The following is a 16,636-nucleotide window of genomic DNA, read 5'->3' as shown; positions in this document are numbered from 1 at the left end:
ACTTTGTCTTCTTTTGATAATTTGGACATAATAAAAACCTCGAAATTTGGTTGTCCAAATTTCGGGGTTCATATCAGTTTTACCTACCGTCTTTTTTGTTAATTATGCTTGTTGCGTCTTGGCGTAAGCCTCTGAAACCGGCTTTGTCACGATTTCGTTAATGTCACCAAGCAAAGTGTTCAACACTTGTTCAGCTGACATCAAGGCCTTGATCTTATCGTTTTCTTGGACCTTCTTAGCCACACCATCCCATTCAGCTTCTTGTTCTTTTGAAGGAGCTTGTTGAGCTTGCATGATTTGTTGGACCTTCATTTGAATTTCTTGGAATTGCTTGAACAATTCCTTTGATTCTTGGTCGCCTTGAACTGCGTCAAAGGCAGCTTGCCAGGCTTGGTACTGTTCTGTTTCGACCAATACCTTAGCCATTTCATTGGCATTATCATAAATGTTGACTGTCATTGTCTATCCTTTCGCCACCACCATTGGTGGCTCTTAAATTTTTGACTGTTAAAAACTAAAACAACCCGCTAATAGTATCCCATACTTTTGAGGCACCGGCAACCGTGGTATTAACCCCACTGTGAACCGTCTTAGCTGCGTTATTAACCCAGGCTGAGGCCGTTGAAGTATTTGAAGAGCTAGTCGTTGAATCACTAGTTGACTTATTAGCATCGGTAACAGTAAAGTTGGTATCCTTGGTATTTGGCAAAATTTGAGCCATCGAATTCTTAACCAGATAACCAATCGTTGGCATCAAACCAATTGGCAATGAGCTCGTCGTATTACCTTCAAGACCTTCCCAGTTAACTTCAACAACATCACTGGTATAGGCAATGGCCCATGAATCCTTTGATGAATTAGCGTTGTTCGAATCGTTAGTGTTCTCAGTCGTTCCGGTCTTACCGGCCAAAGTATAACCACTTGGGTTAGCGCCCTTACCAGTTCCACTTGAATAAGTTCCAAGCATCATCTTCGTCATCTTGTTAGCGACTGACTTTGAAATAACCTTCTTTTGCTTGTACTTTGGTGAAGCCACAATTGTCTTACCAGATGAATCAACAATCTTAGTAATATAGTGAGCTTCAGACATTGTTCCACCGTTGGCAAAGGCAGTATAGGCCTGAGCCATTTCTCGAGGTGAAACCCCAGTGGTCAAACCACCAAGGGCTAATGACAAGTTTTTATCAGAGCTGGTCAAGTTCAAGCCGAACTTCTTACCCCACTCCCAACCAACGTTAACACCAATCTTATCCAGGAGGTAAACTGCTGGAATGTTATATGAATGCTCCAAGGCTTCATACATCGTGACATCCGCCGTTTGAACGTTCAAGGCGTTATTAGGTGAGTAGTTGTTCGTACCGAAAGTGGTCTTCTTGTTTGGCAACTTGTCAGTAATCTTATAACCTGCATACAAGGCCGGTGTATAAACAACCAGTGGCTTAATAATCGATCCAGGCTGCAATTCTGACTGAGTGGCCCGGTTAAAGCCACGGAAAGTGTGGGTAGTTTCTCGACCACCAATAACAGCTCGAACACCACCAGTTTTGGCATCCAAGAGAATTGACGCTGCTTGGGCATCACTTTGATTACCAAAGTTCGCGTTATTCTTATAATCGTTTTGCAAGTTTTCTTGGTCTTTTTGGTTCAAGGTCGTGTAAATCTTGTAACCGTGGTTCATAATATCAGTTTCACTCAAGCCATACTTGTATTGCGCTTCACTAATGACCGCATCGAAGAACCAAGGGTACCGATAAGTATCGTCACTTTGGTAATTATCATGAACAACGATATCAGTTGCCTGAGCAGCCTTTTCTTCTGACTTACTAATCTTCTTATTTTCATACATGGTCTGCAAAACAACGTTTCGTCGTTCCTTTGACCGTTTAGGGTTATTAATCGGGTTAAAGCCAGCTGGATTGGTCAACATTCCGGCCAAAGTAGCTGCTTGCTCCGTATTTAAGTCCTTGGCATGAACGCCAAAGTACTTTTCAGAGGCATCTTCGACACCCCAAACCCCATTTCCAAACCAGGCGTTGTTCAAGTACATCGTCAAAATTTGGTTTTTTGTATAGACTTGTTCGACTTGCATCGACAAGAATATTTCCTTTAACTTTCGAGTAAAGGTCTGCTCCTGGGTCAAATAAGCGTTTTTAACCAATTGCTGGGTAATTGTTGACCCACCACCTGAAATAACATCTGATCCGGTTAAGCGGTTACGAACGTATAGGTAGGCAGCCCGTCCTAACCCAGAAACAGAAAAGCCATGTTCATGATAAAAGTTTCGATCTTCAATTGACAAGACCGCGTCTCGCATATTCTGCGAAATGTCGTTATAACCGACGTAGGTTCCCTTTTGTGAGTATAGCGAACCGGCCTTATCACCTGAACTATCATAAACATTGGTTGTTTGTGACAGCGATCTTTCAAGCTTTTGAACATGGGTCGCCTTAGCCATCCCGACTAAGTAAACCGACAAGAGCAAGAAGAAGGTCATAAAGGTCAAAATTAATAGTCGACCCAGCTGGTAGCGGTGCCAAACTGGACCAAATTTTTGCCCAAAGGCAGTATTCTTAAGAGATTTCATTTGCTTTCCTTAATTGCCCAGTTAAAACAATAAAAATATCCTTACATTTCCTTTGGTGCCTTCACACCCAAGATGTTTAAGGCAACAGTTAACGTTTCAGAAACTGCCTGTACTAAGGCCAACCGACCGTTCAAGCCAGCGTCATCGGCCAAAATCTTTGAGTTAGCATAATACTTGTTAAAAGTTCGTGCCAAAGTCAAAGCATACTTGGCCACTACTGACGGTTCGCGGTGGTCAAAGGCCCGCTGAACCGTTTCGGGAAAGGCGGCCAAAGTCGTCACAATTTCCCAAGTTTGTGGGTCGTCAAGTTCGATTGAACTTTGGTTAATTTCCTGACCGGACTTACGCAAGATTGATTGAGCCCGGGCATTGGTGTATTGAACGTATGGTCCGGTATCACCTTCAAAGCGGACAACTTCTTCTAGCTTAAAGTCAAAGTTGTTCGTCCGGTCATTCATCAAATCATGGAAGACTACGGCACCAGCGCCAACTTCTTCAGCAACCTGGTCCTTATTGGCCAAGCCGGGGTTCTTTTCATTAATTTGAGTTAAAGCCAATTCGTGAGCATCGTCCAAAACGTCCTTCAACAAGACTACATCACCCTTCCGAGTTGACATCTTCTTCCCGTTAAAAGTGATCAAACCAAATGGAATGTGTTCGACATCATCGGCCCAATCCAAACCAAGCAGTGACAAGACCGCCTTTAACTGAACAAAGTGTTCACGCTGTTCGCCCCCAACCACATAAAGTGACTTGGCAAAGTTATAAGTATTCTTACGGTAAATCGCTGCAGCCAAATCACGGGTCATATATAAGGTAGCCCCGTCGGTCCGTTTAATCATGGCAGGCGTCAAGTTTTCGTTAATGGATGACAAATCAACAATTTGAGCACCCTGTGATTCTTCAAGGATACCCTTGTCTTCTAACTGCTTGACAACATCATCCATCTTGTCGTTATAGAAAGCCTCACCGTTAAAGGAGTCAAAGGTGATATCCAAGCGGTCATAGATTTCGGTAAATTCCTTCAAAGATTCTTCTCGGAACCAAGCCCAAATCTTCTGTGCCTCGGGGTCACCATCTTCTAACTTCTTAAACCAAGCCCGGCCTTCATCGTCCAAACTTGGGTCTTGCTTTGCTTTGTCATGAAATTCAACATAGTACTTCAACAAGGTCGCGATTGGATCGTTTTTAACTTCTTCTTCAGATCCCCAAGTCTTATAAGCATAAATCAACTTACCAAACTGAGTTCCCCAATCACCCAAATGATTAATCTTAACGGGTTGATAGCCGTTTTTAGCAGCCAAGTTCGCCAAGGCATTCCCAATTACAGTTGACCGCAAGTGGCCCATTGACATTGGCTTGGCGATATTTGGTGACGACATATCCAAGGTAATCTTTTGTCCTTGACCGTCTTGGTTTTGCCCATAAGCCATGCCATCTTGCAAAACCTTGGCCAAAGTTTGTGCAGTGGTCTGCTTCTTATCCAAGAAAAAGTTGATATAAGGACCAGTAGCAACAACCTTTTCAAAACCGGATTGGTCAATTTTTTCAACCAAGTCAGCAGCAATTTGCTGAGGGGCCTTTTTCAAAACCTTGGCCAAAGTAAAAGTTGGAAAGGCGACATCCCCCATCTTTGAATCCTTTGGTGCTTCAATTTTTTCAGCAATTTCTGCTGTACTTAAGTCTGGTAAAACCGCCTGTAATGCGGTGGTAACTGCTTCATTAGTTGCCATTTGTTTATCCTTTAATTCGTTGATTTTGCTTGTAAAAGAGGGCCCGCCTCTTATCGTTTGAAAGAGACGAGCCCTGCCCGCGGTACCACTCTAATAGTCGAATCGACCACTTTCTATCAAGTTTTAAAGTGAGAAAAAGGTGCGCGGATCAGGTCCAGCCCCTGGCTTCCACTACTGCCAAGGTCACTATTTACTGGGGGCCTATCTTCTTTCTTTTTCAAACAAATGAAAAGCCTTAGTCTTTGGCACTTTCATCTGCCGGTGCTTGTTCGATGACTTCAATTTCTGACATCCGAACAATTGCCCGGTGGTTCATCTCGTTGACCGTTGGTTGGTCAGCTGGGTCGTTTTCAATAATTTCGACCAACAATGAGTTTTCGTATATCTTTTCAACCTTACCGGTAAAAGGTTGGTCCAAGTTGCCATAAGCTGGGGCAAGTAGCACATCCCCGACATGGTACTTGGATTCTTGTTCTTCGTCTGCCTTGCTCATTACAGCCTCCTGATTACTTTTGCTAGTTCCTTATTATACCACAAGTTACCGGTGGTTAAGCAAGTTCGCCGTCTCAACTAAGATGTCTTCTGCCAAAGTGGTTTTTAGCTGAACGCCAAGGTCAATTTCTCGGTCATTTGCCAGTACTAAGGTCACTTTATTCGTATCCTTATTAAAGCCGGCCTGGTCTTCTAAGACATTGTTAGCGACAATCATATCCGCATTTTTCTTAGTCAGCTTTTTCTTAGCATTTTCTAGCAAGTTCTGAGTTTCAGCGGCAAAGCCGACAACCACTTGACCAGGCTTTTTTGCTTGACCAACGGTTTGCAAGATATCAGGATTTTGAACTAGGTCTAAGACCAGGTGGTCATTCCCCTGTTTTTTAACCTTATGTTTTGCTACTTCAGCAACCCGGAAGTCAGAAACTGCTGCTGCACCAATAAAGATATCGGCACTAGTCATTGCAGATTGAACTTCTGTCAACATTTCAGTCGTTTGACCAACTAAGACGAGGTTGATTGCCGGGTTGACAGCACGCTTCGTTGCGGCCACCAAGGTCACCTCGGCCCCGGCTTGAACTGCTGCTTCTGCCAAAGCATAGCCCATCTTACCAGAGGACTTATTAGTCAAATAGCGAACTGGGTCGATTGGTTCTTTCGTCCCACCAGCAGTAATGACCACCTTCTTACCAGCCAAAAACAAGTCAGCCGGGTCCTTTTTAGAAAAGGCATCCGTCAAATACTCAATCGCGGCACTTGGTTCAACCATCCGCCCCTTGCCTTCATAGCCTTCAGCCAAAAAACCAGTATCCGGTCCTAAGACCTGCCAACCATCTTCTTTGACCTGTGAGATGTTCCGCTTGACCGCAGGGTTCTCCCACATTTGATTGTTCATTGCCGGCAACATCACTTTTAGACCATCAAAGGCCACTAAAGTTGTAGTCAAAACATTATCGGCCAAACCCTGGGCAATTTTGCCAGCAGTATTAGCCGTTGCTGGTGCTAAAAGCAAAACGTCCGCCCACTTAGCTAGCGCCACATGGTCAACCGCAGCAGAAGCATCCTGCCAAGATTCGTCGGTTAAAACCGGGTTCTTAGACAAAATTGCTAACGTCTTAGCCGGGATAAAGTCTTCAGCAGCAGTGGTCATGACCACCTTGACATCAGCCCCAGCCTTAACAAGCAACCGGGTTAAATCCGCTGCCTTATAAGCTGCAATCCCACCTGAAACGGCCAATAATACGTGTTTTTCTTCTAATCCATTAACCATGAGCATTGCCCCCAATCAATGTTTGTCCAGCTTCTAACCGGGTCTGGCAATCTTGCACGACTGCATAATCACCGACATAAGGCGTGTCGACTCCGCCAACCTTTTGATAAGGGTCTTCCCCCTTACCGGCCACAACCACCAAGTCGTGTGGTCCTGCCAAGGCGACTGCCTGGTGAATAGCCGTTATCCGGTCCATTTCAAAATGAACTTGGACTTGGTCATTCGTAATTCCAGCGGCAATCGTCTTCGCAATATCTGCTGGGTCCTCATACTGGGGGTCATCAGCTGTCAAGAAGACAGTGTCGGCCTTAGCCGATAAGACTTTGGCAAAGTCGGCCCGACGAGAAACCCCCTTGTTTCCAGGAGCCCCAAGGACAACAATGACCTGGCCCCTTGGTGACTGTTCCTTGGCAAAGGCCAAGAGTGACAACAATGACACATAGTTATGAGCGTAATCAACGAAGGCAACCCCGTGCCCAGGCAATGAAAGTGATAACATCCGGCCCGGAATGGTGACCGTATCAAGGCCCGTCACCATTGCTTCATGACTAATTCCAGCCAAGGTCGCCATGATCAAGGCCGCCATGGCATTTTCTTCGTTAAAGTCTCCCGGCAAATTCAACCGATACCGACCACCCATTTCAGCTAGTTCCGACAAGCTATCTTCTGCCTTCGCCGTCATTTTGGACTCATGCAAGGCACTTTCTTGACTAGTAAAGGTCACCAACGGCTTTCTGGCATTGTCCGCCCGGCCATAGGTATAGACTTTATCATGGTGGGCACTGGCGCGACCACTGACTTCGTCATAGTGGTCCATCCCCGCATTAATAATGACTTGGTCAGAATTGTCTAAGAGCATTTCCTTATGGGCTAAGTAATCCTCAAAGGTTGGGTGCTCGTTTGGCCCAATATGGTCTGGTGAAATATTCAAAAAGGCCCCAACGTTAAAGGTTAACCCGTAAACTCGGTTTAACAAGTAAGCCTGAGAAGAGACTTCCATCACCAGGTGGGTCATCCCATTATCCACAGCCTTTTTCATATCTTTAAAAAGCTCAAAGGATTCAGGCGTTGTTAAGTCGGACTTCTTCTTATCCTCTGGTTTTGGTCCGGTAATCCGGTCGACTGTTGAAAAGAGGGCCGTCTTATTATTTGTTCCGGCTTTTAGCATCGTATAAGCGAAGTAAGCCGCCGTCGTCTTCCCCTTGGTCCCGGTAAAGGCCCCAATCCATAACTTTTCTTCCGGGTGGTCAAAGTAAGCCGCCGACAACACGGCCAAGGCCTTTTGACTGTTGGTCACTAACCACTGAGGCAAAGCGACATCGAGCTTCTTTTCAGTCACTAAAGCCGCCACACCAGTCACACCATTTAAGTATTCCGCCTTAAAGGCTCCCTTAACAACAAAAAGGGTCTGGTCTTTTACTTGACGGCTGTCATAGTGGAGGTGGTCAAAGGCCTGGTCAGTTGCTGGACTTTCCGTCAAAAGTCCGTGTTCATTTAATATATTTTGTACTTCTTGGCTCGATAATTTCATGTTTTTATTATAGCATAGCAGTTTGGAATTGGAGCAACTAAGGACTAGGGTTGAGCCTTTTTGTCAGTTATTTTTCTGACAAATTCAGTCCTACTTTTGCCCGCCAGTTAATAACGGCTTTAAAGCAATCGGCGTAAAAATTGTCGTCAGCAAAATCACAATGATCAACATCGCATAGTTTGACTGGGTCAAAGCATGGTAAGACAGTGCTAAATCAGCGATTACAATCGCCATTTCCCCTCGAGAAACCATCCCCACCCCAATAATCCGACTATCCCGGTTAGAGAGTTTAACCATCTTGGCCCCAACAAAGGCACCGAAGTACTTGGTCATAACCGCTAAAATTGTGAGCAAGACGATCAAGGGTAAGTGTCCTAACTGACCATGGAGGGTCACCTTCAAACCAATGTTAACAAAGAAAATTGGGATAAAGATCGTTTGACCAATCACGGTAATGCCCCGTTCAACGGAGTGAGACTCCTTTTGCCGGGAAAAGACAACGCCGACCAAAAAGGCCACAATTGCCCCTGACAAGCCAAGATTTTCAGCCCCATCCGCCAGTAGCAAAACCAATCCAACCGTAAAGGCTAAGATAGCACCAGGTAAGGCTAACTTACCAACCCAGCCAAGTACAACTGGCAAAAACTTGAACAAGGCGATTACAACTACAACTAAGAAAACGGCCATGAGTAAGATTGTCAGCCATAATGGTTGGCTGTGACCACCAGCCAAGCCAAAAGTTGTTTGGTAAACCGTCCACATTAAAATCGCAATAATGTCATCTAAGACAGCTGCTCCTAAGATTGTTGTCCCGGCCTCCGATTTAACCTGGCCATATTCCGTTAGGATTTGAGCGGTAATGGAAACCGAGGTGGCTGAAAATAGGACTGCCCAAAACAAGGCACTCTGGTTGGAATGACCCAAGGCCCACCCTGAGACTGTAAAGACGGCAAAGGGGGTCACCACCCCAGCCAAAGCAACACTGGTCGCCTGCTTCAAGTGTTTTTTCAGCAAGTCCAAGTCTGATTCAATCCCAGCCAAGAACATCAAGAGCAAGACACCAATTTCCGCCCAGGCCTCAATTTGGTGGCTGGTTGAAATCAATGACAACCCAGCCCCACCTAAAAGAATACCGGCCATGATTTGACCCACTACAGCTGGCACCCCCAACCGTTCCGCTAAGCCTGCCAACAAAAAGGCCGTTAGTAACATTAATGCTAGTACCCACAACTCCATTTCCTACATCCTTCCCGGCAAATAAAAAAGGCCGACTCAAAGCGTACCTAACTCCCCCGTTAGGTAACACCTTGAGTCGAACCTCAACCAAAATTAATATTCAATATCTTCAGTATACCATAAGCAAACTTACTAGTCAGCCACTAACCCTGGCACATGTTCATCCAAGAGTTGACGAACTTCTGCCGTCTGGTGAGTTTCCATTAGTAATTGCCGTAATTTCGCTGCATGCGGGAAACCGCGCAAGTAAATCTTAAAGTACCGCTTCAATGCTTCAAAGTTTTTCTTTGAAACTTCTTGCTGGTTAACCTCGTCAAACAAGTCTAGTTGAAGTTTCAACAAGCCAATCGATTCCTGCAAACTGTGGCCTTCTTCTACTTCGTTAAAGGCATAGGGGTCTTCCAAGACACCCCGACCAATCATAATCCCATCAACGCCCGGGTGGTCCTTGGCTAACTGGATTCCTTCTTGGTAGTTTTTGATATCCCCATTAATTTGCAAAAGCGTGTCTGGCGCTAATTCATCGCGCATCGCAACAATGTCGTCGATAAATTCATAGTGAGCATCGACCTTCGACATTTCTTTACGAGTTCGCAAGTGAATCGTCAAAACCTGGATATCTTGTTGGAAAAGCATCGTTAACCAATCATGGTATTCTTCTGTCTTATAAAAGCCCAACCGGGTTTTAACAGAAACTGGCAAGCCGCTTTCCTTCGCCCCAGCAATGAGGGCCTTTGCCCGGTCTGGGTGGCGGATCAAGTCTGACCCCGCTTCGTTTTTGATCACGGTCCCATCAGGGCAACCCATGTTCAAATCAACGGCCTGGTAACCCATTTCAGGCAAGAGTTTGGCAGCCCCAGCGATGAGTTCCGGCTTTGAACCCCAGATTTGAGCAATCGGCATCTGTTCACCTTCTGCCACGGCCAACCGACCCTGGACGGAGAACTTAGCCTTCGGATGAACCATTGAGGCTGCATTAGTAAATTCAGTATAGTACAGGTCTGGTCCACCTGCTTGGGCAACCACACGACGAAAAATCGTGTCCGTCACCGCTTCCATTGGCGCCATTGAAAAGAATGGCCGTTGGTTGCCATCTTGGTCCTTGGCTGAGTCGACAACATTTTGCCAAAATGCACTCTTTACAGGCATCATCGCCCTCCTTTCGACCTTTTCGGCCCAGTAAAATAACCTACGTATTCTAGCACGATTTACAAAAGATTTCAAAAAAAGACAGCCTCAGCTGTCTAATTGCTTAACCAGGTCAGCAAGTGCTCGCGACCGGTCATGATATTCAATAATTTCGTCCAAATTCATTTCAGACAAGGTCTTGCCATTTTCAGCTTCCATAATGTCATCCAGGCCGCCAATATAGTCACCCGACCTGGCTTCGTTAGCCACCTTAACCCCACCACGGCCTTCTGCGATAAAGTGTTGGTCATCAGGGCCAACCAAGGCTAAGACGGCCAATAAATGAGCTGACCGGTCTTGCCCCTGGTCATAAAGGCCTAAGATATAGTTCATTTCTGCTTCAACGCCAATGGCCCCCAATTGGTGGAACTCCCGCGATGAAGTCACGCCAAACCGGTCTGGAAAAGCTTTTAAATATAAGCCAGTGTCGTCGGCCAAGACCCAATGGTCTGGTAAGTACTGGTGAACAAAATTGGCCTTTGTTTTGGCATTTTCAACCTGGGAATCAGTTGTTTCAGCCGGAAAAGACAACTTTTTACCTAAAAGATCACGGTAATTCGTGATGGTATGGCCCATCTTTTCAGCTAAAACAGCCATTTCCTTGGTCTTAGCCGTGTTATTCGACGCAAAAACAAAGTCCATCTTAGTCCCTCACAAATTCAAGTTTTCGAATAGCTTAATCTTCGTCACTTCACCGGCATAAAGGGTCTCTTCCCGACCGGTTTGCCGGTTCAAAACAACCAAGCCACCCAAGTCCGAAATATCTTTAACCTGACCCACAATCAGTTTTGTCCCAACCTGAACAGTGATTTCATGACCGATTAGCATCGACATTTCTTTATAAGCTGGCAAATAAGTCTTTTCATGGTAAGTCCGACCAGCTTGCAACAGTTCCTTTAATAATACCGCTGTAATTGCACTTAAATCAAGGTCTTGGTCAGCACTTAAAATTGGTTGGGCCTTGTTCGTAATCCCTGCAGGATAATCTGCTGGTAACAGGTTAATCGCAAAGCCGATTACAACAGCGGAATACTGCTGACTTTCAAAGTCAAAGACTCCTTCCGTGATAACACCACCAACCTTGTGACTGTCCAAAATCAGGTCATTAACCCACTTCAATCGGAAGTCTTTTGTTGGAAAAAACTGCTTTAGTCCTGTTACCAGAGCGACCGCAGCTGAGGTTGTTAATAAACTTGGTGCCAAATTTTGCTCAGGGTCAACCGGAATGACCAAAGAAATGTATAAGCCCCGGTCTTTGGGGCAGTAAAAGTCCCGTCCCTGCCGGCCATACCCCGCTGATTGGCCCCGGGCAATAAAGGCCTGTGGCTGTTTGCTAGGATGCTTAGCTAAATAATCCTTGGCATAAGTCTGAGTGGAACCAATATCATCAAAGATTTGAATTCCAGGTCGGTCTTCTTCAATTCCAAGTATGTCAAACCAGCGGTTTAAAGCCACCAAATTGACATGACTACTCCCTAAATAGGCGTAACCCGTCTTTTTCTTTGACTCAATCCGGTGGCCATCTTTTTTCAAGGTGTTAACAGCCTTCCAAACCGACTCTCGTGAAATTGATAAGTCAGCTGCCAGCTTATCCCCCGACAAAAAGGTCCCGGCATGGTCAACCAAGTCTTGTAAAACCCGGTCTTTCGTTGTTAATTTTGTTGCAACCATTCGTTCTCCTAACGGCGGTTAATGACCGTTAATGATTCATTCATCGCCACTGCAATTACAATCTTCAGCAAGTCCCCTGGCATAAAGGCCACGTTGGCCAAATAGGCTGGCCAAAAGGCAACATGACTGGTCAGTGCTAACCATAAAGCACCAAGTCCAAAGACCATAACAAAGTCAACGACAACCAAAAGCAAGAGACTTTGCCACCAGACTGCTTTATCAGTTAAGGTCTTCCGGAACAAGGCCCGGTTTAACAGCCAGTAAACGGCTGGCATTAGTAACCAAGCCCAGATATAGCCACCTGTTGGGCCGACCAAAACAGCCAAGCCACCGCGACCACCAGACAATACTGGTAAGCCGATGGCTGCTAGAATAATAAAGGCAACCATCACATAAGTGCCCCGCTTAGCCCCCAAAGCCAAGACAACCAGCATCACCGCTAAGTTTTGAACCACAACTGGTACTGGGATAAATCCTAGTGGCACCCCTGGTACCAATGCAAATACAATTAAAAGAGCCAGTAGCATAGCCCCTGTCGTCAAATCCTGTAACCGTGATGATTTCATCATCTATCTCCATTCTCTTTTAAAATCAGTAACCCTATATTATAAAATCGGGTTACTAATGTCAATAAAGAGATTAAAAAAGACTAGCAAAGCTGCTAGTCTTGGTCTCTCGTTCGGTCTTTAATCGTAAAAGAACGCTTATTATGCCGTTGATTTTGACTCTTTTTCTCCTGATTATTTGACCGTCGATTGTGAGCCTTTGATTGGCCATTATTATTTTTTTGTCCCTGTCCAGCATTGGTTGCCTTGTTTTTCGACTGGGACTTATTTGGCTTTTTAGGTTTAGCTGGCTGTCCCTGGTTTTGTTTTTTAACCTGGTTCAGCTCGTTTTGCTCACGTTTTTGACCATTATTTCGGTTCTTTTGAGTAAACTTATGCTTAGCCTTGGGCCGGTTGCTAACCTTAGCCGATTGGTGACCTTGCTTTTGACCATTGCCCTTATGTTGGTTATGGTTACGATTATTGGACTTTGACCGAGACTTCGACTGGTTGTTTTTCTCATTTTTCTTACCAGCCTTTCCCCACTCCAACAAGTAATCATGGAGTTGGACAGAACGGAAGGCCGGCGCATTGTTAGCCAAAATAAAATAAGGTGCTCCGAAGTTAACCGTTTCATAAAGATAGTCCGCCAAAGCCGTAATTTTTTGGTCTGCACTAACCTGCCGGTCTTCTTGGTAGAAACCACGAAGGCGGAGCTGGTCAGCTGACAAGTCGCCAACAATATAGTCATATTGCTTTAACAAGGGGGTATAGCGAATAGCCAATTTACCTGAATCAAAGGCATCCTTGAAGTTTTCCAACAAGGTCAACTTCAACCCATCAATGGTAATCTCATCGCCAAAAACGCTGACCGTGAATTCTTTTTCACGTTCAGCTTGCTGACTTTCCGTTCGTTCTTTTAAGGTCTCGTGGTTCATAGTTCCTCTATCTCAAGCCAACTTAGCTCTGTAGTCTTTGGTAGTACTTGGCTAATAATTCGCGTAAAAAAATCTCCAAATGGATTTCAACTGGCGCGTCATCTAATTCATGGAAAAAGTCAATCCAACGGTAATGGTCCAATGTAGCAATCTGATATTCTTGGTCATCCAAAACGACTTGACCATTATATAGTAATTGGTGGTTGTCATTATAGGCAAGACCATGAGTCTTTATTTGCCCAAAGATTTTGCCACGGAAACCAGCACCTTTCATTTTATAGTTCAATAATTGGGGCTGGTCTTGTTCAAAGTCGTGGTAGACAGCCTTGAGGTCTTCACCCGATAGTTTAACCATCATCGGGTTAATCGCATGGGGCATCGACTCTAAGAAATCTTCTGCCGTTGTTTGGCCTGCTGGTAAGTCTTTTAAAAACAACCCAGTTGAGCAAAATGACACTGGCAAATCAAAGAAGTCTTCCAAAGCTTTCAAGCAGGATTCCGCCTGGTCTTCAACCGTTTTAGGGCTGTCTAACTCAACCACCTGGTTTGCCCGTTCTAGCTCGGATCCCTGCTGGAAGAAGCCATCAATAACGGTCTGGTCGCCCGGTTCTTCAGTCAACTGGTCCGACAACATCGCTTTCGCCGTTTTTTTGACAACCTGGTGGTGATCATTCAGGGTCAAATCGACTTGACCAACATGGTCACCGTACCGGCCTGCAGCAGCTAGTAAAGTCCCGTTTTTCATTTCACCAACTGGCAAAACGTGGTGGGTATGAGCACCAATAATCACATCAATATCATACTTTTGGGCCAATTCACGGTCAGTTGGCAGACCCAAATGGGACAGCAGCACGACGATGTCAGCCTGCTGACGCAATTCTGGTAGTAAACTGTCCAAGACATCCTTTGGCTCTTTTGGTCCCCAGCCAAGTGACCGGTAGGTTAATTGGTAAGGAGCCGTCATACCCAAAACTGCAATTTTCGTCCCCTTCTGACTGGTAAAGACCTGGTACGGTTTTGACCACTTTGGCTGGGCCTGCGCTGGCAACTCTTCCATGTTGGCCAGTAAGATTGGATAGTTAGCCTCATCATACAAGTGGTTCAAGTCACCGTGTGACACACAAAGGCCCTCATTATTGCCAATCGTCGCAGCCGCATAGTTGGCCTGGTTCATCAGTTGAACATTGGCCTTACCAAGGGTTGCATCAGTTAATGGGTGGAAACGGTCAATTGCATCGCCAATATCAAAGTTCAACACCGTTTGCTCTGCCGCCGCTGGTGCCAGCAAAAACCGCTGGATCCGAGGCCAGAACTCGAAGTGCGAGTGCATATCGTTGGTGTGTCGAAATTGAATCGTTTCCATTGGCTACTCCTTTTCTCCTATCTTATCATCAAAGCCGCCCGGGCAGAATACTTTTATTAAAAAAATCCCTACATAAAAGTAAGGATTTCCTTTAGAATCATTTTTTATTTGCCAGGAATGACAATCAAGTCCTTTGGCAAGCCAGCCGTTAGGTTTTCATGGCCATCTTTTGTCACTAAGATATCATCCTCAATTCGAACGCCACCCTTATCAGCCAAATAAATTCCGGGTTCAATCGTCAACAAGTTACCAACTTGGACTTCGTCGCTTGAACGGGAAGAAACATAAGGGCCTTCGTGAATATCCAAGCCAGCTCCGTGCCCAGTTGAGTGCTGGTACTGGGCACCATAGCCTTCGCCAGTGATGTAATCACGGGCAACTTTATCAATTTCAGCAGTCGACAAACCGGCCTTCACGACATCAATAGCATCCGCATTTGCCTGCTTAACAATTTCATAAATCTTCTTCAATTCAGGATCAACATCCCCAACCGCAAAGGTCCGAGTGACATCAGAGGTGTAGCCATCGACATAGTACCCAAAGTCAATCGTTACCAAGTCACCATCCTCTAGCTTCTTATCGGTCGCAATCCCGTGAGGCAAGGCCGACCGGTAACCAGAAGCCACGATTGTGTCAAATGAAGGCTTTTCCGCCCCATATTGCTTTTGCAAGGCATCCAAACGGTTAGCAACTTCTTTTTCAGTCATGCCAACCTTAACTTCCTTCATCAAGTCATTAAAAGCTTTCACCGAAGCATCAGCCGCCTTGCGGAGGGCATCGGCTTCTGCATCATCTTTAACCTCACGGAGGGCTTCCACCAAGCCGTCAACTGGTTCAAATTCAACATTAGCTGGTAACTCATCATCCAAGTACAAGAACAAGTCATGGGGCAAAGAAGCTTCAAAGAGTAAGCTTTCAATGCCAAATTCACGGACTGTCTTAACCGCTTCACCGTAGTAATCACGGGTAATTTTCAGTGAGACACCCTGTGGCAAGGCGTGGACATACTCATTTTCATAACGGGCATCCGTGATTAGAGCAGCATCAGCTAGCGAGACAACTAAGACCCCATCGCCAGTTCCACCGGCAAAGCCAGTCAAATACTTCAAATTAGATCCTGCAGTGATCACAATTCCTTGGACCCCTGCCTTCTTCAACAAGGCCTGCAACTTTTGTACTCGTTTTTCTTGGAACTTCATTTGTCACCCTCCGTTTTTCAATCGAATTTTTGATTATTATACCATAAACCGGAGTCTTTCTAACACGGAATTCTCATTTATTTTTAATCTAATCGCTTTTAAGGCACAAAAAAAGCAGCTCTTTTGAGCTGCTTTCAAAAATTTATGCGTTGGCAATCAACTTTTGGTATTCGTCCCGGGTATAAACGGAAACTTGGCGCTTGTCGCGTCCCTTGCGTTCAAACTTAACCACACCATCAGTCAAAGCAAAAAGTGTGTCATCGCCACCCTTTTTAACGTTTTGGCCTGGGTAAATGTGTGTACCACGTTGGCGGTAGATAATTGAACCAGCAGTCAAAGCTTGACCATCAGCGACCTTCGTTCCAAGACGACGACCAGCTGAGTCACGACCGTTGGCAGATGATCCACCCCCCTTGTGGTGGGCAAAGAGTTGCAAGTTATCTTGATTCATCAACATAAGTCTATTCTCCTTTTACAGTGATGATTACGCGATCGAATCAATCTTTACGCGCGTATATGGTTGGCGGTGTCCCTGCTTAGTGTGGGAGTGCTTCTTAGGACGGTACTTGAAAGTAACAACCTTCTTTTCCTTACCCTGCTTTTCAACAGTTCCAGAAACCTTAGCTCCATCAACAAATGGGGTACCGATCTTTGAGTCGGTCAAGACAACTTGGTCAAATACGACCTTGTCGCCTTCTTGTGCGTCCAACTTTTCAACAAAGATGGTGTCGCCTTCAGCGACTTTGTATTGCTTGCCGCCAGTAACAATAATTGCATATGCCATTATTGAGTTCTCCTTTTATACTTAGACTCACCATACCGAGGCGGCTATTTCTAGCTTCCTTAAACCTGGCATGTGTGGTTGTAGCTACGCTAACAACCTAAT

General features: G+C 45.3%; 16 protein-coding genes and 1 other annotated feature. All 16 genes read right to left on the bottom strand.

Features of this window, described 5'->3' with window-relative positions; all coding sequences use genetic code 11:
- Positions 1 to 102 precede the first annotated feature (102 nt).
- A complete protein-coding gene (locus AC5162_RS05605) occupies positions 103 to 459 on the bottom strand; it encodes a YlbF family regulator (protein ID WP_496534277.1) in 357 nt (118 codons plus the stop codon).
- Positions 460 to 514: 55 nt separating this feature from the next.
- Positions 515 to 2,584, bottom strand: a complete 2,070-nt coding sequence (locus AC5162_RS05600) for a PBP1A family penicillin-binding protein (RefSeq protein ID WP_496534276.1) — start codon at positions 2,582 to 2,584, stop codon at positions 515 to 517.
- A gap of 41 nt (positions 2,585 to 2,625) precedes the next feature.
- Positions 2,626 to 4,317, bottom strand: coding sequence for an arginine--tRNA ligase (gene argS, locus AC5162_RS05595; protein ID WP_496534275.1), 1,692 nt, complete (start codon positions 4,315 to 4,317; stop codon positions 2,626 to 2,628).
- A gap of 235 nt (positions 4,318 to 4,552) precedes the next feature.
- Positions 4,553 to 4,810, bottom strand: coding sequence for a hypothetical protein (locus AC5162_RS05590; RefSeq protein WP_496534274.1), 258 nt, complete (start codon positions 4,808 to 4,810; stop codon positions 4,553 to 4,555).
- 45 nt (positions 4,811 to 4,855) lie between these two features.
- The gene (gene coaBC, locus AC5162_RS05585; protein ID WP_496534273.1) at positions 4,856 to 6,079 is read right to left on the bottom strand and encodes a bifunctional phosphopantothenoylcysteine decarboxylase/phosphopantothenate--cysteine ligase CoaBC; all 1,224 of its coding nucleotides are present in this window, start codon (positions 6,077 to 6,079) and stop codon (positions 4,856 to 4,858) included.
- Positions 6,072 to 7,610: a UDP-N-acetylmuramyl-tripeptide synthetase gene (gene murE, locus AC5162_RS05580; RefSeq protein WP_496534272.1), complete on the bottom strand. Its 1,539-nt coding sequence runs from the start codon at positions 7,608 to 7,610 to the stop codon at positions 6,072 to 6,074. Before murE ends, coaBC begins: the two co-directional genes overlap by 8 nt.
- Positions 7,611 to 7,700: 90 nt before the next feature.
- Positions 7,701 to 8,846, bottom strand: a complete 1,146-nt coding sequence (locus AC5162_RS05575; RefSeq protein ID WP_496534271.1) for a cation:proton antiporter — start codon at positions 8,844 to 8,846, stop codon at positions 7,701 to 7,703.
- A gap of 132 nt (positions 8,847 to 8,978) precedes the next feature.
- Positions 8,979 to 9,998, bottom strand: coding sequence for a tRNA dihydrouridine synthase (locus AC5162_RS05570; RefSeq protein ID WP_496534270.1), 1,020 nt, complete (start codon positions 9,996 to 9,998; stop codon positions 8,979 to 8,981).
- A gap of 84 nt (positions 9,999 to 10,082) precedes the next feature.
- Complete coding sequence (locus AC5162_RS05565; RefSeq protein ID WP_496534269.1) at positions 10,083 to 10,676, bottom strand: non-canonical purine NTP pyrophosphatase; 594 nt, start codon at positions 10,674 to 10,676, stop codon at positions 10,083 to 10,085.
- Between the two features lie 9 nt (positions 10,677 to 10,685).
- Positions 10,686 to 11,705, bottom strand: coding sequence for a biotin--[acetyl-CoA-carboxylase] ligase (locus AC5162_RS05560; RefSeq protein ID WP_496534268.1), 1,020 nt, complete (start codon positions 11,703 to 11,705; stop codon positions 10,686 to 10,688).
- Between the two features lie 8 nt (positions 11,706 to 11,713).
- On the bottom strand, positions 11,714 to 12,274 hold the full coding sequence (locus tag AC5162_RS05555; protein WP_496534267.1) for a biotin transporter BioY: 561 nt from the start codon (positions 12,272 to 12,274) through the stop codon (positions 11,714 to 11,716).
- Between the two features lie 92 nt (positions 12,275 to 12,366).
- Positions 12,367 to 13,188, bottom strand: a complete 822-nt coding sequence (locus AC5162_RS05550) for a YutD family protein (RefSeq protein WP_496534266.1) — start codon at positions 13,186 to 13,188, stop codon at positions 12,367 to 12,369.
- 22 nt (positions 13,189 to 13,210) lie between these two features.
- Positions 13,211 to 14,551 (bottom strand): bifunctional metallophosphatase/5'-nucleotidase, encoded by a 1,341-nt coding sequence (locus AC5162_RS05545; RefSeq protein WP_496534265.1) that lies wholly within the window; start codon positions 14,549 to 14,551, stop codon positions 13,211 to 13,213.
- Between the two features lie 104 nt (positions 14,552 to 14,655).
- A complete protein-coding gene (locus tag AC5162_RS05540) occupies positions 14,656 to 15,750 on the bottom strand; it encodes a M24 family metallopeptidase (RefSeq protein ID WP_496534264.1) in 1,095 nt (364 codons plus the stop codon).
- Positions 15,751 to 15,892: 142 nt separating this feature from the next.
- On the bottom strand, positions 15,893 to 16,207 hold the full coding sequence (rpmA, locus tag AC5162_RS05535; protein ID WP_496534263.1) for a 50S ribosomal protein L27: 315 nt from the start codon (positions 16,205 to 16,207) through the stop codon (positions 15,893 to 15,895).
- Between the two features lie 27 nt (positions 16,208 to 16,234).
- The gene (gene rplU / locus AC5162_RS05530; RefSeq protein ID WP_047975142.1) at positions 16,235 to 16,534 is read right to left on the bottom strand and encodes a 50S ribosomal protein L21; all 300 of its coding nucleotides are present in this window, start codon (positions 16,532 to 16,534) and stop codon (positions 16,235 to 16,237) included.
- 13 nt (positions 16,535 to 16,547) lie between these two features.
- Positions 16,548 to 16,624 (bottom strand) — a sequence feature (ribosomal protein L21 leader region).
- Between the last annotated feature and the right edge of the window lie 12 nt (positions 16,625 to 16,636).

It is taken from the genome of Fructobacillus sp. ChS1-6f1-1-27 (assembly GCF_059579415.1).
The sequence above is the reverse complement of the archived record's forward strand: the minus strand, read 5'-3'. Positions and strand labels throughout refer to the sequence as shown.